This window comes from Clostridium saccharoperbutylacetonicum N1-4(HMT) (genome assembly GCF_000340885.1).
In the GTDB taxonomy this organism is placed as follows: Bacteria; Bacillota; Clostridia; order Clostridiales; family Clostridiaceae; genus Clostridium; species Clostridium saccharoperbutylacetonicum.
In genome coordinates this window covers 5,793,909-5,815,684 of record NC_020291.1, presented here as the reverse complement: position 1 = coordinate 5,815,684, position 21,776 = coordinate 5,793,909, and the positions used below count along the sequence as shown (strand labels likewise).

Genomic DNA, 21,776 nt, shown 5'->3' with positions numbered 1-21,776 from the left:
CAATAATGGTATTAGAAGTGAATAAACTATTGTTTTCGATGAAATAGGAAAACAATAGTTTATTTATTTTGGCTGTTATGAATTTTGATAAGTTTCAACTATAAAGTCGAATTCATTAGGATCTGTTATTTCACCATAGGAATCTTCTTTAATTCCAGGATAATAGTATAATACTAGTTTATCATTGGAATCATTCATGTTTTCTAGTAAGATGTATAGGTTGTCTAAAGAACAATCTTCTACCATGGCTAATACTTCATATCTTGAAGAACGACCAGTTTCATTGTTAGTTAAATCAATTGTGTAACTGTCAAACTTTCTCACATTAACTCTTTTTCTATCACATGAGTAAATCTTTGAACCTTTTCTACAGCCAGAGCATTTTTTGAAATTACATTCAAAACTACAGCTTAAGCATTCACAGCTTGAACATTTTTCTAATTGATTAAAGGTTTCCATATTTTTAGTCTTATAATCTTGAAGAAGACTAATTGAAGGGCTTGAAGTAAACATTGAAAAGAACGATTTCTTTTTACAATCAGCTTCAGCAGAATCTAAAAGTTTAGTGTATTGCTGAAGAACTGAAGCTTTTGAAAAATATTTTCTTGAATTTAAATCTTTTTCAGAAAGGAATGGGGATATTTCATTTATTGCATAAGCTATATCAGTATATATTTTTCCCCAATGTCTTCTTTCTGAATTAATAAAATCAATATCTTTATTGTCCATCGTATCACAACCTAGCTATTAGTTTTGTATTTTGCAAGTTCAAGATCTAAATCAACTTCATCTAACTTTTCAAATTCACTATCAAAATTATCTAAGTCTCTTAATTCTCCCAAACCTTGTGCAAGAGATTCTTTTCTTTGAATTTTTCTTTCTATACTGTCGATTTGAATTGAGTTACTTTTTGTTTGAACATTTGCAAGAACTTCATTGACCTTTTGAGAAGCTTCTGCATTTGCAAATCTTGCTGCAGCTTCATCTCTATAGTTCCTAGTTTTTGTAATTTCTTCTTCTAGAGCACGAAGGTTTGCTTTTAATGTTTCAGCTTGAGTTTTAGAATTATCATAGCTTGCTTGCAATGAAGAAACTTTCTTATCTGTTTCAACTTTTTTTGCTAATGCTCTTTTAGCTAAATCTTCATTACCTTTGCTTAAAGCTAATTTTACTTTTTGATCATAATCTTCAGATTCTTTTTTAGCCAACTCTAATTTTTTTTCAATTTCATGAACGTTGCCTAGAATTTGAGCTGAACTTAATTTTGCTTTGTTAAATTGTTCATCCATATCTCTTAATTTTTGATCTAATAATTCAACTGGATCCTCCATCTCATCTAATGTATCGTTAACCTTTGCCTTGATCATGTTTGACATTCTTGTGAAAATTCCCATATTAATACCTCCAAAATTTACAAATTATTTTCTTTTATTTAAGTATTTTTTTATTAATATAATAGCTAATATAAAGATACCAGCTAGAATTAAAGAATTAATTAATGAACTTAATGGTGATCCAAAATAAAATGGCCTATAGTATCCACCACCCCATCCAAAGGATGGCCAAAATGAGCTATGTCCATAACCACCGCTGTTATATGTTTGAGTGTTATTACTGCTGTTATTAGCAGAATTAGAAGATTTTGAAGAATCTCCTGAAGAATTACCATTATCAGTAGCTGAGTATGAACCACTATGGAAGCCCTTTGAAGCACCATCACTTGTTGATGTAGTGCTAGAATCTGATTTTGAAGAGGCGTTATCACTATTACTGCTATTACTATTTGAATAATTACCAGATTTAAATCCTTCAGCACTTTTAGAACTAGTGGAATCTTTGTCTGTACTCGATGAAGAACTGCCAGACGAACTTTTAAAGGAACCGGAGCTAAATCCACTACTTGATTTTGAACTGCTAGAACTTGATTTACTACTGCTGCTAGAGCTCGATTTACCACCACTAGATTTAGCAAATACTGTGGTACTATCAGATGGATTTATATTAGTAATATGTAGTGTATAAATTGGTAAACTTGAAAATGTAAATATAAATGTTAATAGTAAAGTTAATACATATTTCTTGTTAATCTTATGAATAGTGATCGCCCCCTAAAAGATTATGTATTTATTATATAAAAAAGAATCATCATACACAATATGGGAATTGGGTTAAAAGTGATTAAAAAATGTGATTATATTGAATATGCTCAATATAGGTTAAGTTATCTCTTTAATAATAGTATTTTCTATTGCTTTAAATGGTATTTAATAACTTTTATTATTAAAATTGATTTTAATAGCAAGTTTAGTAGTTTGAAATGGGAATAGAAATAAGAATAAGTAACTATTGTATAAAAGTTTTTATTGGATTAATATTGTAATAGATAAATCATAATTAAGGAGTGATTATATAATGCTTAATGAAGAAGTACAAGACAGCATGAAAGAACTTTTAAAAGAATATGATGTAAAGAAGTTAAATATGGGTGATATTTTAAAAGGTACAGTAATAGATGTTAATGACAAGGAAGCATCTGTTAACATAAACTATGCTTTTGATGGTTTAATATCAAAGGAAGAAATATCATTGGATGGAAAAGATCCAAGGGAAGTTCTTAGCAAAGATGATGAAATTGATGTATATGTAATATCTCCAAATGATGGAGAAGGTTATGTTGAGCTTTCTTTAGTTAGAGCTCTACAAATTAAAGAAAAAGAAGATATAGAAGAGTTTTATAAAAATCAAAAAAATATTACTGTAAAAATTAAAGAAGAAACTAAAGGTGGAGTAATTGCTTATTATGGAAATATAAGAATATTTATTCCAGGGTCACTTGCAGGTAGACAGAGAGTTGAACTTAACACTTTAGTTGGAAAAGAATTAGAAATAAGAATAACAGAACTAGATCTTAGAAACAATAAAATAGTAGGGTCAAGAAGAGTAATCGAGGAAGAAGAATATAATAAAAATAAAAAAATTATTTGGGAAAGTTTAAAGGAAGGCGAAAAGAAAACTGGTATTGTTAAAAAATTAGTTAAATTTGGAGCTTTTGTAGATATTGGTGGAGTTGAAGGCTTAATTCACATTTCAGACTTATCATGGGAAAGGGTAAACAAACCTGAAGATGTAGTTAAAGAAGGTGATAATGTCGAAGTGTTCATAGGTAATGTTGATAGAAAAAATCAAAAATTATCTTTAATATTAAAAGACGTAACTAAAGAACCTTGGACAATACATAGCAACGATATTAAAGAAGGAGAAATATTCGAAGGTAAAGTTGCACGCCTTACTAATTTTGGAGCATTTGTTGAATTATTTGATGGTATAGAAGGGTTAGTTCATATTACTGAAATTACTAATGAAAATATAGCAAAAGCTTCAGATGTATTGGAACTTGGACAAAAAGTAAAGGTAAAGGTATTGAATTATAATAAAGAAGATAAGAGAATATCTTTAAGCATAAAAGATGCAATAGAAAGTAGTAAAGAATATTTGAACTATATAGATAGTGATGAAGACGAAGCAGGAACATCATTAGGTGATTTGCTTAAAGGATTTAAATTTGAATAAATTAGAATTGGAATACCCAATGCACAATTGTGCATTGGGTATTATAATTTAATGAAATAAATTAGATCTTTTCTATCTTTAGCATATTAGTTCCACCAGTATGAGTTGTTGGCATTCCAGCAGCTACAATTATGTCATCTCCAGGTTGAGTTATACCTAATTCGTGTAATATATTCTTAGCTTCTTCTAAAATTTGATCTGTTGTATTAAACATATCACATTTCATAGGGCATATTCCAAAACTTAAGTTTAAGCTTCTTCTTACTTGGTCGTATGGTGTTATAGCTATAATTGGAGCTTTAACTCTATATCTTGAAAGAATTTTAGCAGTTGCACCACTCTTAGTTGCAGCAACAATAGCTTTTGCATGTAACATATTTGCAGTTCTACAAGCTGAGTAGCTTATTGCAGAAGCATAATCGTTAAGAGATGGCTCTCTAAGTCTTGAAGTTAAGTGGTCATAATCTAAATATTCTTCAGCTTCTTGAGCAATTTTTGACATTGTTTTTGCAGCATCTATTGGGAAAAGACCAGAAGCACTTTCTCCACTTAGCATTATTGCATCAGTACCATCAAAAATAGCATTACAAATATCACTTGCTTCAGCTCTTGTTGGAAGTGAATTTCTAATCATTGAATCAAGCATTTGAGTTGCGGTTATAACAACTTTATTAGCTTCATTACATTTTTTTATGATCATTTTTTGGATTATAGGAACTCTTTGAATTGGAATTTCAACTCCCATATCTCCTCTAGCAACCATTACAGCATCGGTAACTTCGATTATAGAATCTATGTTATCTACGCCTTCTTGATTTTCTATTTTAGCTATAACTTTGATATGCCCACCATTATTTTCTTTAAGCACTTTTTTTACATCAAGGATATCGCTAGCTTTTCTTATGAAAGAAGCGGCTATAAAGTCAACACCCATCTTACATCCAAATTTAATATCTTCAATATCTTTTTCAGTAATTGATGGCAATTTTATAACAACATTAGGGACATTAACACCTTTATGATTTTTAATCATTCCACCAACAATAACTTTTGTATGTATAGTTTTTTCATCGACACCAGTAACTTTAAATTTTAATAAACCATCATCGACAAGAATCTTTCCACCAACCTTTATGTCTTGATAAAGGATATCATATGAAATAGAACATCTTTTTTCATCACCAAGTATTTCTTCGCCACAAATGAAATCAAAATTATCTCCGTCATTAAGCGTTACACCATCATTAATGAAATTATGAGTTCTAATCTTTGGTCCTTTAATATCCAGGACAATAGCTGTAGCAGAATTCATATCCTTACGAATACGTTGAATTAATTCGATTTTTTCTTTATGTGTTTCGTGTGTACCATGAGAAAAGTTTAATCTTGCAGCACTCATCCCAATTTCAATAAACTTTCTTAATGTTTCTTCATTATCACTTGCTGGACCAATTGTAAAAATCATTTTAGTTTTTTGCATATAAACACCTCACATTAAATTTTAGAAATCATTCTTTTAGTTCATACTTTTAGAAAAATAATAACAGACTATACAAGTTTATTTTACGCAATATTTTGTAAGTATACTTTAAATATAAGCACAATTACTAGTTTGGGAAAAATATACATCGCATTTGTGACTTGTTATTTTTTTTATATAATATAGTGTGTGAAAAAATTTTAAATCATAAAATAATAAAAATATACATAATATAGCAGTATATAGCAGTATTTTATGATAAACTAAAAAAAGATATGTATGATAATATTTTATCACATAAATAGTAGAAAGGAAGAGTATAAAATGAAAACTTTAGAGGAATTAACAAAGGAAAGAATATTTTATCATTTTAATGAAATAAGTAAAATACCAAGAGGATCGGGGAATGAAAAGCAAATAAGTGACTATTTAATTAATTTTGCAAAGGATTTAGGTTTAGAATGTTTTCAAGATGAGGCATTAAATGTAATTATAAAAAAACCAGCAGCCAAAGGATATGAAAATGCACCAACTGTAATTATTCAAGGGCATATGGATATGGTATGTGAAAAAAATAACCATAAGGTTCATGATTTTATGAAAGATCCAATAAAATTAATTGTGAAAGATGATTATATTTATGCTGATGAAACTACACTTGGTGGAGATGATGGAATTGCTGTAGCTTATGCAATGGCTATATTAGAAGATAGCACAATAGCTCATCCAGCACTTGAAATATTAGTGACAACAGATGAAGAAACTGGAATGACAGGGGCTAATGCATTAAAAGGAGATCATCTTGATGGAAAAATTGTTTTAAATCTTGATTCAGAAGATGAAGGGAAATTCTGGGTTAGTTGTGCAGGTGGAATTAGAACGCAATCTACATTACCACTAAAATGGATCAATAAAAAAGAAAATACCAAAGAATATAAAATTGAGGTTAAAGGCTTAAAGGGTGGTCATTCAGGTGCCGAAATTCATCTTGAAAGAGGAAACGCTAATAAGTTAATGGGAAGATTATTAAAAGAAATTTCAAAAGAAGTTGATTTTAATTTGATATCATTAAATGGAGGGGCAAAAGATAATGCAATCCCAAGAGAAGCAACAGCAATAATTTCAGTAGATCAATCAAAAGAAAAACAATTATACGAAGTAAATTCAAAAATAGCTGGAATTTTAAAACAAGAGTTCCATAAAAGAGATTCGGAATTAAAAGTGGAATTATCAGATTTTCAAGAAAAAAACAAAAAAATATTATCAGATGATACTACAGCTAAGATAATCAATTTATCATATTTATACCCTAATGGAATTAGTACAATGAGTGCAGATATAGAGGGGTTAGTAGAAAGTTCAACAAATCTTGGAGTTGTAATAACGAAAGAAGATACTATAGAATATCATAGCGCTGTTAGAAGTTCAGTGGCATCATTAAAGCAAGAACTTATTGAAAAAAATAAGTCATTGACAGAAATTTTTGAAGGAACATTCTCAACTCATGGAGGATATCCAGAATGGGAATATAAAGCAGATTCAAAAATCAGAGAAGTATGTAAAGAAATATATAAGAGAATGTATGGAAAAGAAGCAGAAGTTGTTGCTATTCATGCAGGACTAGAATGTGGATTATTAAAAGAGAGATTGGGAGATCTAGATATGATTAGCTTTGGGCCAGATATCTTTGATATTCACACTCCAGATGAACACTTAAGTATATCTTCTGCTCGTAGATGTTACGAATATGTTTTAGAAGTTCTTAAAGAAATAAAGTAACAGATAATTTTAAGTTATTTGTAAAATAGTCTAATTATTAAATGGAAATTATAATAATTAGACTATTTTGGCTATAGAAATCTTAAGTTGATGTAAACGATAGCTTGTTAGAGAATTATCAAGTAAAAATAAGATATTTTATTGTAAATAGAAATATAAAAGTGTAAAAAGTTTGACCTAAATCCAATTAATGAATATACTAAAAACATGTTTTGAAATTTAAGGTAATGAAATCAGGAATGAAAATGTTTTCTTAGGCATATTAAATCAGATCATGGAGAGGTATATAAATGGAATTTAAAAAAAATTTATTTCTAAGATTTATAATTGGAACTATTGTTTTTTCAGGAGTTTGTTTTATTAATACTCAAAATGCAAAGGCTGATACTACTTTAAAAACAAATAAAGGGATTATACTTAAGACAAGTGAGCTTAAGACAAATAAAGTGATTCAAGCACCTTCAGATGGTGGTGCAGAAACTAATAATAATGATAAAATTTCAAGAGGAACAGTCAGTAAAGGAAATGAAGTTGTTAATTACGCATTTAAATTTATAGGTAAGCCATATGTTTATGGAGCTGCTGGACCAAATGCCTTTGATTGTTCTGGATTGACTCAATATGTATATAATAAATTTGGGATAGGTCTATCACGTACTACATACTCTCAAGTAAATGAAGGTACAAAAGTGGATAGAAATAATTTAAAGGCAGGAGATTTGATATTTTTTAATACAGAAGGATCAATAAGTCATGTGGGTATCTATATTGGAAATGGGGAGTTTATACATGCACCAAGAACTGGAAAACCAGTTATGATAAGTTCATTGAGTGATGGATATTATTCTCAAAGATATGCAACGGCAAGAAGGATAGTTAAGTAGAAATATTTTAAAGTTATTATAGGCAAGTCTTATTAATTAAGGCTTGCTTTTTTTATTTTAAGAAGAATATGAGAAATCTATAAACTTTATTATAAATACTATGAATTATTTAACATAACTCATATATTGGCAATTAACATAATAAATATAATTATATGAATTTTTATTAGAATTCATATAATGACTTATAATCTGCAATTTGTAGATAACTTAATATTTATTAGATATAGATATCCAAAGCGAGAATTAGACTTATGCAAGAATTACCGAAATCAGATACATTTATCTTCCACAGGACTAGTGAAATTTTCGCTGGAAGGTTCTAAGTGGAAGGTTGCACCCATTTCTGCATGTTCCTAAAGTAAATTTATGACAAGCCGAAAATGGAACAACCTTCCACTAACAACCTTCAATAGCTCAATTTCACATGCCTGCTTCCAGAAAAATGTATATGATTTCTAGTGTAGTGTTACGGCTATAATTTCTCAATGACTCATGTATATTCCATTTGTAAGTTTGATTATTAAATTGGATATCTATAAGGATAAAATGGAACTTAAAATCACATTCAATAAATTAATGTGAAAGTTTAAAAAAATAGGAAAGGGGAATATTATGAGATACACAAGATATGAGTACAAAAAATCAGGCAGGTTAAAATTTATATGTAGCGTTGTTGTTATTGTAGTAATGTCTTTAGGGGGCGGGGTATATGTAAGTAATCTAATTTTTGCTGGAAAAGAATTACAAAGTATTAATGGGAACAACTTGATGCAAACAAGTGTATCAGATAATGATGGTAAAATTCAAAACGTTATAGCGTTACAATGTGGTTATTATACTAAGGAAGAAAATGCTAAAGAGTTAATAAATTCATTAACTAAGTATTGTCAGCCATTTATTGTAGAGGATGATGGTAAATATAGAGTAATGGCAGGATTATATACAGAAGAAGATGGAATAAAGAAAATCGATGAATTTAAACAAAAGAAAATCGATGTGGCAAAAATTGATTTGAATATTTCAAATGATAATATAGAAAACAAAAAGATAATTGAAATCGTAGATGGTTTCTTAGAAATTATAAATAAATTCCAAGATAATGAAGTTAAGAGCATAAAAACAAAAGAATTTAAAACTTGGTCCGATAAAATTATAAATGATGATAGTGCAACTAAAACTAAAAAACTTGATGATTTAGATAAATATATAAATAATCTGCCTGATGAAATAGATAGAACAAATAATAGTTCAAATATGCAAGGGTTATATAAATTAATAAAAAACTAAGAAAAAGTATTAAATTATTACGACAAAATTACATTTATATAAAAAAAAACAGAACTTGTTATTACAGACTTGTTTAAGAACATCTTAGATGATAAACTATATGGTATAGAAATGATGAATATATTCATTTCTATACTTTTGTTGATTAAATGTTTTTGGTTAAATAATTAACATGTCTATAATATATATAATTTGTCAATTATATATATTATAATATGTTGTGATTTCTTTTTTACATAAGTAATAAAATTGAGTTTTGATTTTAGGTTTATAATTTAAAATTCATTGTTACAACATATAGATTCTTTATTTTAGGATGTGAGCATATGAAAATAGTATTAGCTTCTGCTTCAGAAAGAAGACAAGAACTTTTAGGAAGATTAGTTAAGAATTTTGATATAATTGTTAGTGAGTTTGATGAAAGCCAAGTTCCTTTTGAGGGGTCTATAGATAGATATGTTAAAGAGATAGCATTGGGAAAAGCACTTGATGTAAAGAAAAAAATAGGTGACAATGCAATAATAATATCAGCAGATACTATAGTTACTTTAGACAATAGGATACTTGGAAAACCTAAAGACGAGGAAGATGCATTTTATATGATAAAGGCGCTCCAAGGCAGGAAACATCTGGTCTATTCTGGAATTGTTGTAATTAATACAACCACTAATAAAATTAAACAAGAGAGTTTGTCTACAGAAGTGACTTTTTCAACAATAAATGATGATGAAATACTTGAATACATAAAAACAGGAGAGCCACTAGATAAAGCAGGGGCTTATGGAATTCAGGGTGTAGGCGGAATATTTGTTGAAGAAATAAAAGGATGTTATTATAATGTTGTTGGTCTTCCACTAAGTAAATTAAAATGTATGCTTAAAGAGGTATATTGATATTTGAGGGAGTAGGGATATCATATATGTGGAGGGATTATATTATATGGATAATAGCCTTAAGATTAAGGATATACCACAAAATGAGAGACCTAAAGAAAAGTTATTAACCTATGGGGCAGATAGCTTAACTAATTCGGAGTTATTGGCACTTATACTTAGAACTGGAACTCAAGGAGAGAATGTACTAGAACTTAGCAATAGACTTTTATCAGAATTAGAAGGACTTGATGGGATTTTAAGTGCAAACCTAAAAGATATAATATCTATTAAAGGGATTAAAGATGGAAAAGCGTCACAGATTTTAGCATTATCTGAGCTCTTTAAAAGATTTAAAACATTAAAAGCAGCAAAAAGAGATATAAAGATAACTTCACCAAAGGATTTAGCAAGTCTTCTTATGGGAGAAATGAACTCGCTTAATCAAGAAGTTTTAAAAGTTGTATTATTAAGTACAAAAAACACGATTATTAGAGTAAAGGATGTATTCAAGGGAAGTTTAAATACTTCTATAATTCATCCAAGGGAAATTTTTAAGGAAGCAATAAATAGAAATAGTGCTTCTTTAATAATATGTCATAACCATCCATCAGGCGATCCAACGCCTAGTAAGGAAGATATAGATATTACATTAAGAATTAGAGAATGTGGAAATATCATAGGAATAAAATTAATAGACCATATTATAATAGGAAATAATAAATTTGTTAGTCTTAAAGAAAGAGGACTAATATAAATCGGAAGGGGAAAAACAAATGGGATTTTTTGGATCAGGAAAAGATATGGGGATAGATTTAGGTACTGCTAATACCTTAGTATTTGTAAAAGGTAAAGGTATAGTTTTAAGAGAACCATCTGTTGTTGCAATGAACAACATGACTAAAAAAACATTAGCAGTTGGATCAGAAGCAAAACTTATGATTGGTAGAACCCCAGGAAATATTGTAGCTATAAGACCATTAAAAGATGGAGTAATAGCAGATTTTGATGTAGCTCAAACAATGATGAAGAGCTTAATAGATAAGGTGTCAACTAAAAATGCATTTAAGAACCCAAGAATAATAGTTTGCTATCCATCAGGAGTTACTGAAGTAGAAAAGAGAGCAATTGAAGAAGCAACAAAGCTTTCTGGAGCTAGAGATGTAATATTAATGGAAGAGCCAATGGCAGCAGCAATTGGGGCAGGGCTTCCAGTAAGTGAACCAACAGGAAGTATGATAGTTGATATTGGTGGAGGAACTACAGAAGTAGCTGTTATTTCTTTAGGAGGAATTGTAACTAGTAAATCTCTTAGAGTAGCAGGAGATGAATTGGATCAATCAATAATATCATATGTTAAAAAAGAATTTAACTTAATGGTGGGAGAAAGAACAGCTGAACAAGTTAAGATGGAAATTGGATCAGCTTACAAAACTTCTGATGAAGAAATGGTTATGGAAATCAAAGGAAGAGATATGATTACAGGACTTCCAAAGATTGTTGAAATTTCTGAAACTCAAGTTAGAGAGGCATTAAAAGAACCGGTATATGCTATTATAGAATCGATTAAAACTACATTAGAAAAGACACCACCTGAACTAGCAGCAGATATTATGGAAAAAGGAATAATGCTTGCTGGTGGCGGTGCTTACCTAAGAGGCTTAGATGTATTAATTAATAGAGAAACAAATATGCCTGTACATATTGCAGAGGCACCTCTTGATTGCGTAGTACTTGGAGCAGGGAAGGCACTAGAAGATTTTGATAAAATTAGTAGGGATCAAAGAGGTTAATTTATGAGGCTTCTTAGAAATAAACTGGCAGTAACTATTGTGGTACTGTCAGTTAGCTTTTTAGGATTAATAGTGTATACTGTTAAGCGAGATAATCGAAGTATTATTGAAAGTGGTGCCGGTAGTACTTTAAACCCTGTACAAAGTCTTTTATATCAAGGAACTAATAGAATTAAAGAAACATTAGATTTCTTTTTGAATTTTTCTGAGGTTAAAGCACAAAATAAAGAATTGATTAATAAGAATCAAGAACTTGAAGATAAATTAGCCACTTATTCAGACTTAAAAGATGAAAATGAGAGGTTAAGACAAGTACTTAATTTTGAAGAAGATAACAAAAACTATAACTATATTGCGTGTAATATTATAGGTCATAGTGGTGGTAGCTTTTTGGATGGTTATATAATTAATAAAGGAAAAAATGATAATATCCAAAAAGGTATGGTTGTTATAGCTGCACAAGGATTAGTTGGACAAGTGACAAGTGTAGATAGTAACTGGAGTATAATACAACCATTGATTAATGAAAATTTAGCTGTAAGTGTTATGGTTGAAAGAACTAGTGAGGCTACAGGTTATATTAAAGGCTTTAATGATGGACAAAATAAAAACTTAGCAAAAGTATATGATCTTCCAATGGATTCTGATGTAAAGGAAGGTGACGTGATACTTACTTCTGGTGTAGGAATGCTTTATCCAAAGAAAATTAGAATTGGAGAAGTGATTTCTGTAGAAGAAGATAAAGTTAGAGTTATGAAAAATGCAATTGTGAAGCCATATGTAGATTTTAATAAATTACAAGAATTATTTATTGTCTCTCCAAAAGATACGAGAGAAATTAAATATAATTAGAGGTTTTTAAATGGAAAAATTAATTATTATTTTAGTTTCTATAGGATTAGTTATATTAGATAATTCATTAGTTCCGTTTTTTTCAATAAAAGGTGCTTACCCTAGTTTATTATTTACCTTTGCTATAGCATTTTCGCTGATTAATAAAAAAGAGAAAGCAGTTTTTATTGGTGTTGTTAGTGGAGTGTTGCAGGACATTTTCTTTTTCAATGGATTTGGAGTAAATTCATTAGTAAATTTATTATTATGTCTTTTAGCTAGTATAATTGGAGCTGGAATAATAAAAAACAAAAGGTTAATACCTGTCATTTTGACCTTTTTCATTACAATAATAAAATACACAGCTATTTTTGCAATATTTCACTTGCTAAATATGGAAGTTGATTTGTCTAAAAGTATTATTATGGGAATTTACAATGCAGTAGTGATGTTTTTTGTATATAGGCTTGTTATTAAGATATATGATGATGAATATACAAAACAAAGGTGGAGGTTTAAATGATAGTAAGTAAACCAATAAAGAAAAAGAAAAAGAAAACTTCGCGATATACTGTTTTGTGTATTATTATGGGGGTTATATTTACAGCCATAATATTAAAATTAGTATATCTTCAAGTATATAATTATCAGGAATATAAGGAAAGAGCTGATGTAACATCAACAAGATTTATTGCAGATAAAGCTCCAAGAGGGAAAATATATGACGATAAGGGAAATATTTTAGCAACTAGTAGACAGACATATACTATTACCTATACAAAGACAGAAGATGCAGATAAACATTTTTATGAAACTATGAAAGAACTATTTAAAATATTGGATGAAAATAATGAAACAGTTCAAGATACATTGCCATTAAAAATAGATAGTAATAATAATATATATTTTGAATATTCAAGCAATAGTAAGGAGTCTCAAAATGCTGAGGAATTAAGATTCAAAAAAGATAGAGGATTAAATGATTCCTTAAAAAACAAGCTTTTTAAAAATGTTGAAGAATTATCAGATGCTCAAAATGCTCAGTTAGATCAGGAATTAATGAAAATCACGCCAGAAGATTCATTTTATTTTTTAGTAAGAGCATATAATATGATTCAACTTGTGGATCCAAATTATAATGATAAAAATAAGGTTAAGATATATGCTAATATGTCTGACAAGGAATTAACAGAAGAAATTATTAAGCAAGGATATTCCTTGAATGATATTAGAAGATATATGGTCGTGAAGGATGCTATAAAAATTCAAAGTGTTAAAGGATATCGATCAGTAACTATAGCAGGGAATATTAAGAAGGATACTTCGTTAATTGTTATGCAAAAACAATTTGATTTATCTGGAATAAATGTGAGTTTATCACCAATAAGAGATTATCCATATAAGAATTTGGCTTCAGCAGTTTTAGGCTATGTATCTTCAATTAGTGATACTCAAAAAGAAAAGTATGAACTTAAAGGATATGATGTTTCATCAGATTTAATTGGACAGTCAGGTATAGAATCAGCGTTTGAAGAACAATTAAAGGGAGTTAAAGGTGGATCAACAATTAAGGTTAATTCACAAGGACGTAAAACACAAACTTTATTTGAATTGGAGCCTTCACCAGGGAATGATGTTCATCTTACTATAGATAGAGATGTCCAATATGCAGCAGAACAAGCTTTAGCTGATGGAATTCAAAATATAAGAAATAATACTAGAAGTGATTTAGATAATCATAGCTTTTTAAATGCAACTAGAGGAGCTTTAGTTGCAGTTGAAGTTAAAACTGGAAGAATAGTAGCTTTAGTAAGTTACCCTAACTTTGATCCTAATTTGTTTGCAGTTCCTGGACAGATGACATCTGAGCAGAGAAATCAATTTTTTAAGCCAGACTATGAAGCTTTTGGAAAAGAATATGTAAAAAGAATGGGATTAAGTAAAAGTGTTGATGAATTATTCAAGGATTCAAATGGAAATTGGAGTGACATACACGATTTGTATCCAAAGCCTACTTATAATTATGCAACTATGTCACAGATTCCACCAGGATCTACTTTTAAGCCTTTAACGGCTATTGCGGGACTTGAATCAGGGGCAATTACTCCAGATTCAGTTATAAATGATGTTGGTGAATTTAAAATACATCCAGAAATATTCGGTACAGCATTTGGTCCAAAGGGATTAGAAGGTCCAACTGGACCAACAACATTAACAAGAGCTATTGCTCAATCTATAAACTTTTATTTTTATGAAACTGCCACAAGAATGTTTACAAATGCAGGAGGGAAAAGTAATTATACTACAGCATTAGATTCTCTTGCAAAATATGCTTGGAAATTTGGATTGGGGTATGATCCAAACACCAATCAAAAGGGCTCAACAGGTATAGAAATAGGAGAAAGTTTTGGGCAAACATATAACTTTAAATCATGGAAAGAACTTCAGATATCTTATTCTAAACTCAATTTAGTACAAATTTTAGAGAAAGATTGTGAGTATTATGGAAATACATTTGTGCCATTTGATATAAGAATATCAGATAGTGATAATAAGGAAGTTGAAAAATCCAAAAAAGCTATAAAAGATAAGATTGCGGAGAATTTAAGCAAAGTTGGTACAGATGATAATTCTATACAAACTCATGAGGAATTCATAAAAAGCATCAAAGGTGATGTTTTAAATATAATGAATAATTCTGATAAGTATAAACAAAATGTTGCTGATTATGAAGCAAGAACAGGAAAAAAGGTAAACTTAGAATCACAGGCTTCTACTATTACAGAAGTAATAGCACAATTTACAATTAATGATGAAGTTGGTGCAATAAAATCACCGGCGCAGATTGTTTATGCATCTATAGGCCAAGGGATGAATAACTTTACTCCATTACAATTGGTATCATACATATCAACATTTGCGAATGGAGGAACAAGATATAAACTTCATTTAGTTGATAAGATTACTGATACTAATGGAAATGTAGTGCAGGATTTTAAACCAGAAGTATTAAATAAAGTTCAAATGTCACCAAGTACAAGGAAAGCAGTAGAGGAAGGAATGACAGCTGTTAATAGTGAAGAAGGTGGTACAGCAAGTACTGTTTTTGGAACATTCCCAATAAAGACTGCAGGTAAAACTGGTACAGCCGATGTTTCAACAGATCAAAGGGACTTTGGAAGAGATCCTTATGCAACTTATGTAAGTTATGCTCCAGCAGATGGAAACAGTGAACCTGAAATAGCAGTAGTTGCAGTTGTGTTTGATGGTGGACATGGAAGTAATATTGCTTCAGCAGTTAAAGCAGTTTATGAAGCTTATTTTAAGGATAGATTACTACAAAAAGATCCTAACTATGCTTCCAAATCAGAGTCGTTTAAGAAGTATGTTGTTGATAATCCATATAATAAAACGGCTGCTACATCGCAACAAAGTAATGCTAGTACAGGAAGTGCATCAGCAAACACCAAGACAAATTAAAAGTAATCTAATTATTAAAAATAAAAATATCTCTATTAGGAATAAGAATGATTGAAAATTGTTTGTTTGATCCTAATAGAGATATTTTCATATTATTAAGAGGTGGAAAATGAAATATAGTAATATTTTTAAAGGAAAATTTATATCAAGACCTAATCGATTTATAGCATACATAGAAATTGATGGATGCATAGAAGTATGTCATGTTAAAAACACAGGTAGATGTAAAGAACTATTGATTCCTAATGTGGAAGTTTTTGTAGAAAAGAACGAAAATCCAAGAAGAAAAACAAAATTTTCACTTATTGCGGTCAGAAAGGGAAATAGAATAATTAATATGGATTCACAAGTTACTAATAAAGTTATTCATGAATGGTTATTAAAAGGTAATTTATTTACAGAGGTTACTTTAATTAAACCGGAAACAAAATACGGTAGTTCTAGATTTGACTTTTACATTGAAACCAAAAAAGGAAGAGCATTTATAGAAGTAAAAGGCGTAACCCTTGAGAATGAAGGAATTGTAAAATTTCCAGATGCACCTACTGAAAGAGGTGTTAAGCACATAAAGGAACTTTGTGAAAGCATAAAGGAAGGTTTTGAGGCTTACATAATATTTGTAATACAAATGAAAGATGTAGTGCATTTTGAGCCAAATGCAGAAACACATAAAGAATTTGCAGATGCATTAAAAGAAGCTAAGGAAAAGGGTGTTCACATACTTGCCTTAGACTGTGAAGTTACAGAAGATACAATTGATATAATGGATTACGTTAAAGTTATAGTATAAAAAATTAAAATGTATATTTATAATTCAGTATATTTATAGAATAATAAACTTTTTTGTGTAATTTTATTAAATTTACTCAAAAATAATTGAAACATATATACAAAAATAGTTATTTAAATGATATAATTTTAAGGAGGTTGCTATTTGCAAAAGATTTAACTATTTTAACCTGCAAAATTCGTTGGAGGTCATCAATGTATAATAATGATGGAGTTTTAATAAAAGGTAATAAAGATGGAATAAATACTACTATTCATATGAATAGCTTTGCTTGTTTTGAAGATATGCTTTTACTGCTCATAAAAAAGCTTTCAAAAGGAAAACATTTTTATAAAGATACAACATTGGTTTTAAGAATAGATTTAAAGTCTATTAATAAAAAGCAAGTGGAAACTCTTAAGGAAACTTTATTAACAGAAATAGAGTTAAAAGATATCGTGCTAGAAGATATTGAAAAAGAAATAGAAAGTGAACAAGCATCGAAAAAAGAAACTAAAATATTTTCAGGTGTATATGAAGGAAAAACAAAATTTATACGGAAGACGGTTAGAGGTGGCGAATGTATAAATTATAATGGAAATATAGTTATAATTGGAGACATAAATAGTGGTGCGGAAGTGTATGCTACAGGAAATGTAATTGTTTTAGGGCGTATACGAGGAAAAGTAATTGCAGGAGCTAACGGAAATACCAAAGCAGTAATTGCAGCATTTTTATTACAGCCAGAAATATTGAAAATTGCAGATGTTATAGCAATATCACCAGATGATATTGAAAAACCCAAGTATCCAGAATTAGCAAAAATAAAAGATGGGTTTATAATAGTTGAACCATATCTACCAAATAAATATATATAAGAATGTTGAAGGGAGTTTTTTTATGGGAGTATCTATAGTAATAACATCAGGCAAAGGTGGAGTTGGAAAAACAACCACTACTGCTAATATTGGAACTGCTTTAGCTTCATTAGGGAAAAAAGTAGTTGTTATTGATGGAGATACAGGTCTTAGAAATTTAGATGTATTATTAGGATTAGAAAATAGAATTGTATATACAATTATCGATGTTATAGAAGGAAGATGTAGATTAAAGCAAGGTCTTATAAAAGATAAGAGGTTCTCAAATTTATTTCTTTTACCTACAGCACAAACAAAGGATAAAGATGATATAAGTCCTCAAGAAATGTTAAAGATAGTTAAGGAACTTAAAGAAGAATTTGATTATGTATTAATTGATTCGCCAGCTGGAATTGAACAAGGTTTTGAAAATGCAGTAATTGGAGCAGATAAAGCAATTATTGTAGTAAACCCTGAAATTACATCTGTTAGAGATGCAGACAGAGTTATTGGGAAGCTTGATGCAAAGGGATTAGACGATCATGCAGTTGTAGTTAACAGATTAAATTATGAAATGACTAAAAATGGTGATATGCTTGATGTTTCTGATATCATTGAAACTCTTTCAATAGAATTATTAGGAGTTGTACCTGATGATAGAAATATCACTATTTCAACAAATAAAGGTGAACCTATTGTATTAGAAGAAGGCGCATTTGCTGGACAAGCGTTTAAAAATATTGCTAGAAGAATAACTGGAGAAGAAGTGCCGCTTATGAATTTACATATTGAAGAGCAACAAGGTTTTTTTAGCTCTTTAAAGAAGCTATTTAAGCGCAATTAGAGGGGGAAGTAAAGATGGGTTTTTTTAAGAATTTTAATAATAAACCAACGCCTAAAGAAGTTGCAAAAGATAGATTAAAGTTGATTCTAATACATGATAGGGGAGAAATTGCTCCAGAGATTATTAGCAAGATAAAGGAAGAAATTTTAGAAGTAATATCTAAATATATTGATATACAAGTTGATGATGTTGAGATATCTGTAAATAAAAGTGGAGATGAAGAAGGGGCAAACTCTTCTGCATTAGTAGCTAATATTCCTATTAGAAATATACGAGGAAGATAAGATAATTCTTAATATCTAATATAATAAGCATCATACTAAGGAAGAACAAGTTTTGTTCTTTAGTATAATGCTTATTATATTTTTGTAATTCAATATAGTTATTTAAAAGATAACAATGGAAAAGTATTTAAAAATTATTACAAATTTATTATGTTTTATTTACTGGTTCTAATTAGTGTGGAGAATATAGATATAATAATGTATAATTAATAGGAATTAAGGTATGAAAATATATTTAGTTTGAAATATATTTTTTAGTAACTTGGAGGTGAAATATTGTTTAGATTATTGAGGTTAGATTCAAGATTAATTAAGGAAATGGATAAGACTTTACTATTTTCCTTAATTCTTTTAATTTTATATGGTACGTTGAATATTTACTTATGTACAAAAGGACAGTATGGACAATTTTATGCAAAAGCACAATTTTTTTGGATTGTAGTATCTATTGTTGTATTCTATATTTTTATGGTAGTAGATTACACTATAATATTCAATTATGTGCCTATAATATATTGGGGCGTTGTAGTCCTTCTTATATTGACAAGAATTCCAGGGATTGGAGTAGTTATAAAAGGTGCAAGAGGATGGATTAGTCTTGGATTTTGTAATATCCAACCATCAGAATTTGCGAAATTTGCAATTATTCTTATGCTGGCTAAGAAGTTAGATGAGATGGATGGAAAAATAAATGATGTTAAAAACTTTTTTATACTAGCATTTTATTGTATAGTTCCAGTAGCCTTTATCGTAGTCCAACCAGATATGGGAATGAGTATGGTATGTTTCTTTATAGTTTTAGGGATTTTTTATACTATGGGTTTTGATATAAGAATTATAGCTGGTGGTTTAATGTGTCTGGTTTTAGGAATAGTATTAGTATGGAATTCAGGTTTGATAGAACACTATCAAAAAGCAAGATTTACTGCATTTTTGAATCCATCGGTTGATGATGCATCAACTTATCATTTAAATCAATCACTAATTGCAATTGGCTCGGGAGGAGTCTTGGGAAGTACTCCATCATTAGCAGAAAATGGAGTTTCTACTTATGCAGCACAGAATGTACCAGAAGTTTGGACTGATTTTATCTTTGCAGCTATTGCTGACCAATGGGGATTTTTAGGGGCTGTTTTATTATTAGTTCTTTATGGATTCTTAATATATAAAATGATTTCCATAGCAAGAACTTCAAAGGATATATTTGGTTCTGTTATATGTGTAGGGATAATTTCATATTTTCTATTTGCTATATTACAAAATATTGGGATGACAATAGGATTGGTTCCTATTACAGGAATAACATTACCCCTTGTGAGTTATGGAGGAAGTTCATTAGTTTCAACAGTGGCTTCAGTAGCAATGGTTGTAAATGTTGGAATGAGACGTAAAAAAATAAATTTCTAAAATAATATAAATACTCTTTTGTTGATTATTACATAATTATAATTGTAATAAAAGCAAAAGGGTATTTTTTAGAAGTAAATATACAATGAAAATTATATTATTAATATACTTATTAAAATTTTATCTTCATAATTTTATTTAATATTAAATATAATTTAATAATAATGAATTTGGAGGAATGTATTATGAGTGCGTATAGATCAGCGTATGAGGAATATTATAGAAATATAAATAATGAATCAAAAGGTAAAAATGATATAAAGAAATATTCAATATTTAGAAAGAAAAGCGTTAGTTCTGATAATTCAAAGTATGGCTTTAACTTTAAAAATCGAGATAAAATTGTAGAGTATTTAATGAAGAGAATAATTAAGGAAGTAACTGGAGCAACAATAATATTAATTTTCTTTACAGGATTAAAATATATTCAAACTGATCAAATTAAAGAAATGCATACTAAATGTAAGCATGCATTAAATTATAATATTAACTATACTGATTGTGTAAATACAATTAATGAAATTAAAATCGGAAATATAAAAGGAACAGATTTAAAACTAGAATATATAAAAACACAAGCATATAAATTTATGGAATATATAAAAACAAGTAGTACTATGCAAAATCAATAATCTATTATAGTAAGATTATACATAATTTTGTACACTATTATATATTTATGTTTTCCATTTTTTGTTTTTATATTGCAAAATATTTTTATAGCAATATTATAGGGGTTGAAAATGAAAAGATGGTATTTTGTAGTTATTATAGAAATCTCAATATTTATGTGGCTTGGAGATTTTAAAGTTAATATCCTTTTAAGTTTTTTATGGGTTATATTGCATGAATTTACACATATAATAGTTGCTAATAATTTTGGATGTAAGTTCAATAATTTTTATATTAGCATCTTTGGTGCAAAAGCTGAATTAATTGATATTGATGAACTAAATGAAAGTAAAAAAATAATTCTATATGCAGCTGGACCTTTTTTTAATATTTTTATGGCTATTGTTTTGGCTTTTTTAAGTGAGTATTTTAACTATGATTTTATTAGTAATAGTATAATGATTAATTTATGTTTAGGTTTATTTAACTTACTGCCGGCTTATCCATTAGATGGAGCTAGATTGTGTGAAATATTATTATCAAAAAGATTTTTGTATAAGAAGTCAAAAAAAATTACTGAAATTTTTAGCTTTGTCATTTCAATAGTATTCTCTGTAATATTTATAATAACAATTATTCTATTACATAAGGTAAACTTAAGCTTATTTCTTGCAGTAATATTAATAACATATGCAACCTTTATAGAAAGAGAAAAAACTATGTATATAATAATGGGAGATATAATAAGGAAAGTAAGAAAGTTAAAGAAACGTAACTACATAGAAAATAAATCTATTTCTGTATATTACAAAAAAGGTTTAGTAAATGTATTAACTTTAGTTGATAAGAATAAATTCAATAGTTTTTATGTGTTGAATGATGATATGGAGTTAGTTGGAATAATTCATGAGGATGAACTTATTAAAGCTTTAAAGGACTATGGAAACATCTCTTTAGAAGAATATATGAACATGAGAAAAAGAGAACATTAACAAAAAATAACATGGAAGTAATAAAGATTTAA

At 28.8% G+C, this 21,776-nt stretch carries 22 protein-coding genes; 19 read left to right on the top strand and 3 right to left on the bottom strand.

What is annotated here, in order from left to right; translation table 11 throughout:
* Window positions 1-75: 75 nt before the first annotated feature.
* Entirely contained in the window at window positions 76-729 is a 654-nt protein-coding gene (locus CSPA_RS25515; RefSeq protein ID WP_015395300.1) for a hypothetical protein, read from the bottom strand.
* Window positions 730-740: 11 nt separating this feature from the next.
* Window positions 741-1,394: a PspA/IM30 family protein gene (locus CSPA_RS25510; RefSeq protein ID WP_015395299.1), complete on the bottom strand. Its 654-nt coding sequence runs from the start codon at window positions 1,392-1,394 to the stop codon at window positions 741-743.
* A 211-nt stretch (window positions 1,395-1,605) separates the two neighbouring features.
* On the opposite strand from CSPA_RS25510, the gene CSPA_RS29875 reads away from it, so the two are divergent.
* From CSPA_RS29875 to rpsA, 3 genes are all read left to right on the top strand, one after another.
* Entirely contained in the window at window positions 1,606-1,791 is a 186-nt protein-coding gene (locus CSPA_RS29875) for a hypothetical protein (protein ID WP_157228388.1), read from the top strand.
* 36 nt (window positions 1,792-1,827) lie between these two features.
* Entirely contained in the window at window positions 1,828-2,022 is a 195-nt protein-coding gene (locus CSPA_RS29870; RefSeq protein WP_157228389.1) for a hypothetical protein, read from the top strand.
* A 390-nt stretch (window positions 2,023-2,412) separates the two neighbouring features.
* Window positions 2,413-3,570 carry a 30S ribosomal protein S1 gene (gene rpsA, locus CSPA_RS25500; protein WP_015395298.1) on the top strand — a complete coding sequence of 386 codons (1,158 nt, stop codon included), beginning with the start codon at window positions 2,413-2,415 and terminating at the stop codon, window positions 3,568-3,570.
* A 61-nt stretch (window positions 3,571-3,631) separates the two neighbouring features.
* Here rpsA and pyk read toward each other — a convergent pair whose 3' ends face one another.
* The gene (gene pyk / locus CSPA_RS25495) at window positions 3,632-5,050 is read right to left on the bottom strand and encodes a pyruvate kinase (protein WP_015395297.1); all 1,419 of its coding nucleotides are present in this window, start codon (window positions 5,048-5,050) and stop codon (window positions 3,632-3,634) included.
* Window positions 5,051-5,374: 324 nt separating this feature from the next.
* On the opposite strand from pyk, the gene CSPA_RS25490 reads away from it, so the two are divergent.
* The 16 genes from CSPA_RS25490 (at window position 5,375) to CSPA_RS25415 (ending at window position 21,744) form a co-directional block, all read left to right on the top strand.
* On the top strand, window positions 5,375-6,829 hold the full coding sequence (locus tag CSPA_RS25490) for an aminoacyl-histidine dipeptidase (protein ID WP_015395296.1): 1,455 nt from the start codon (window positions 5,375-5,377) through the stop codon (window positions 6,827-6,829).
* 290 nt (window positions 6,830-7,119) lie between these two features.
* Window positions 7,120-7,713 (top strand): C40 family peptidase, encoded by a 594-nt coding sequence (locus tag CSPA_RS25485; protein ID WP_015395295.1) that lies wholly within the window; start codon window positions 7,120-7,122, stop codon window positions 7,711-7,713.
* A gap of 615 nt (window positions 7,714-8,328) precedes the next feature.
* Window positions 8,329-9,003 (top strand): SPOR domain-containing protein, encoded by a 675-nt coding sequence (locus CSPA_RS25480; protein WP_015395294.1) that lies wholly within the window; start codon window positions 8,329-8,331, stop codon window positions 9,001-9,003.
* A 326-nt stretch (window positions 9,004-9,329) separates the two neighbouring features.
* Window positions 9,330-9,896 (top strand): Maf-like protein, encoded by a 567-nt coding sequence (locus CSPA_RS25475; RefSeq protein ID WP_015395293.1) that lies wholly within the window; start codon window positions 9,330-9,332, stop codon window positions 9,894-9,896.
* Window positions 9,897-9,942: 46 nt separating this feature from the next.
* On the top strand, window positions 9,943-10,632 hold the full coding sequence (gene radC, locus CSPA_RS25470; RefSeq protein ID WP_015395292.1) for a RadC family protein: 690 nt from the start codon (window positions 9,943-9,945) through the stop codon (window positions 10,630-10,632).
* A 19-nt stretch (window positions 10,633-10,651) separates the two neighbouring features.
* Window positions 10,652-11,668, top strand: a complete 1,017-nt coding sequence (locus CSPA_RS25465; protein ID WP_015395291.1) for a rod shape-determining protein — start codon at window positions 10,652-10,654, stop codon at window positions 11,666-11,668.
* 3 nt (window positions 11,669-11,671) lie between these two features.
* Window positions 11,672-12,520, top strand: coding sequence for a rod shape-determining protein MreC (gene mreC / locus CSPA_RS25460; RefSeq protein WP_015395290.1), 849 nt, complete (start codon window positions 11,672-11,674; stop codon window positions 12,518-12,520).
* 10 nt (window positions 12,521-12,530) lie between these two features.
* Window positions 12,531-13,022 (top strand): rod shape-determining protein MreD, encoded by a 492-nt coding sequence (gene mreD, locus CSPA_RS25455; RefSeq protein WP_015395289.1) that lies wholly within the window; start codon window positions 12,531-12,533, stop codon window positions 13,020-13,022.
* Window positions 13,019-15,979 (top strand): penicillin-binding transpeptidase domain-containing protein, encoded by a 2,961-nt coding sequence (locus CSPA_RS25450; protein WP_015395288.1) that lies wholly within the window; start codon window positions 13,019-13,021, stop codon window positions 15,977-15,979. Before mreD ends, CSPA_RS25450 begins: the two co-directional genes overlap by 4 nt.
* Before the next feature lie 109 nt (window positions 15,980-16,088).
* Window positions 16,089-16,769: a DNA/RNA nuclease SfsA gene (gene sfsA, locus CSPA_RS25445; RefSeq protein WP_015395287.1), complete on the top strand. Its 681-nt coding sequence runs from the start codon at window positions 16,089-16,091 to the stop codon at window positions 16,767-16,769.
* A 194-nt stretch (window positions 16,770-16,963) separates the two neighbouring features.
* On the top strand, window positions 16,964-17,626 hold the full coding sequence (minC, locus tag CSPA_RS25440) for a septum site-determining protein MinC (protein ID WP_015395286.1): 663 nt from the start codon (window positions 16,964-16,966) through the stop codon (window positions 17,624-17,626).
* A gap of 22 nt (window positions 17,627-17,648) precedes the next feature.
* Window positions 17,649-18,449: a septum site-determining protein MinD gene (minD, locus tag CSPA_RS25435; protein ID WP_015395285.1), complete on the top strand. Its 801-nt coding sequence runs from the start codon at window positions 17,649-17,651 to the stop codon at window positions 18,447-18,449.
* Between the two features lie 14 nt (window positions 18,450-18,463).
* Entirely contained in the window at window positions 18,464-18,733 is a 270-nt protein-coding gene (gene minE / locus CSPA_RS25430; RefSeq protein ID WP_015395284.1) for a cell division topological specificity factor MinE, read from the top strand.
* 276 nt (window positions 18,734-19,009) lie between these two features.
* Complete coding sequence (gene rodA / locus CSPA_RS25425) at window positions 19,010-20,140, top strand: rod shape-determining protein RodA (RefSeq protein WP_015395283.1); 1,131 nt, start codon at window positions 19,010-19,012, stop codon at window positions 20,138-20,140.
* A 185-nt stretch (window positions 20,141-20,325) separates the two neighbouring features.
* Window positions 20,326-20,772 (top strand): hypothetical protein, encoded by a 447-nt coding sequence (locus CSPA_RS25420; RefSeq protein WP_015395282.1) that lies wholly within the window; start codon window positions 20,326-20,328, stop codon window positions 20,770-20,772.
* Between the two features lie 111 nt (window positions 20,773-20,883).
* Window positions 20,884-21,744, top strand: coding sequence for a site-2 protease family protein (locus CSPA_RS25415; RefSeq protein ID WP_015395281.1), 861 nt, complete (start codon window positions 20,884-20,886; stop codon window positions 21,742-21,744).
* The last annotated feature ends 32 nt before the right edge of the window (window positions 21,745-21,776 follow it).

Excerpts from the sequence above, each read along its gene's own strand:
- CSPA_RS25515 (WP_015395300.1), bottom strand. The coding sequence starts at position 729 with ATGGACAATAAAGATATTGATTTTATTAATTCAGAAAGAAGACATTGG.
- CSPA_RS25510 (WP_015395299.1), bottom strand. The coding sequence starts at position 1,394 with ATGGGAATTTTCACAAGAATGTCAAACATGATCAAGGCAAAGGTTAAC.
- rpsA (WP_015395298.1), top strand. The coding sequence starts at position 2,413 with ATGCTTAATGAAGAAGTACAAGACAGCATGAAAGAACTTTTAAAAGAA.
- pyk (WP_015395297.1), bottom strand. The coding sequence starts at position 5,050 with ATGCAAAAAACTAAAATGATTTTTACAATTGGTCCAGCAAGTGATAAT.
- CSPA_RS25490 (WP_015395296.1), top strand. The coding sequence starts at position 5,375 with ATGAAAACTTTAGAGGAATTAACAAAGGAAAGAATATTTTATCATTTT.
- CSPA_RS25485 (WP_015395295.1), top strand. The coding sequence starts at position 7,120 with ATGGAATTTAAAAAAAATTTATTTCTAAGATTTATAATTGGAACTATT.
- CSPA_RS25480 (WP_015395294.1), top strand. The coding sequence starts at position 8,329 with ATGAGATACACAAGATATGAGTACAAAAAATCAGGCAGGTTAAAATTT.
- CSPA_RS25475 (WP_015395293.1), top strand. The coding sequence starts at position 9,330 with ATGAAAATAGTATTAGCTTCTGCTTCAGAAAGAAGACAAGAACTTTTA.
- radC (WP_015395292.1), top strand. The coding sequence starts at position 9,943 with ATGGATAATAGCCTTAAGATTAAGGATATACCACAAAATGAGAGACCT.
- CSPA_RS25465 (WP_015395291.1), top strand. The coding sequence starts at position 10,652 with ATGGGATTTTTTGGATCAGGAAAAGATATGGGGATAGATTTAGGTACT.
- mreC (WP_015395290.1), top strand. The coding sequence starts at position 11,672 with ATGAGGCTTCTTAGAAATAAACTGGCAGTAACTATTGTGGTACTGTCA.
- mreD (WP_015395289.1), top strand. The coding sequence starts at position 12,531 with ATGGAAAAATTAATTATTATTTTAGTTTCTATAGGATTAGTTATATTA.
- CSPA_RS25450 (WP_015395288.1), top strand. The coding sequence starts at position 13,019 with ATGATAGTAAGTAAACCAATAAAGAAAAAGAAAAAGAAAACTTCGCGA.
- sfsA (WP_015395287.1), top strand. The coding sequence starts at position 16,089 with ATGAAATATAGTAATATTTTTAAAGGAAAATTTATATCAAGACCTAAT.
- minC (WP_015395286.1), top strand. The coding sequence starts at position 16,964 with ATGTATAATAATGATGGAGTTTTAATAAAAGGTAATAAAGATGGAATA.
- minD (WP_015395285.1), top strand. The coding sequence starts at position 17,649 with ATGGGAGTATCTATAGTAATAACATCAGGCAAAGGTGGAGTTGGAAAA.
- minE (WP_015395284.1), top strand. The coding sequence starts at position 18,464 with ATGGGTTTTTTTAAGAATTTTAATAATAAACCAACGCCTAAAGAAGTT.
- CSPA_RS25420 (WP_015395282.1), top strand. The coding sequence starts at position 20,326 with ATGAGTGCGTATAGATCAGCGTATGAGGAATATTATAGAAATATAAAT.
- CSPA_RS25415 (WP_015395281.1), top strand. The coding sequence starts at position 20,884 with ATGAAAAGATGGTATTTTGTAGTTATTATAGAAATCTCAATATTTATG.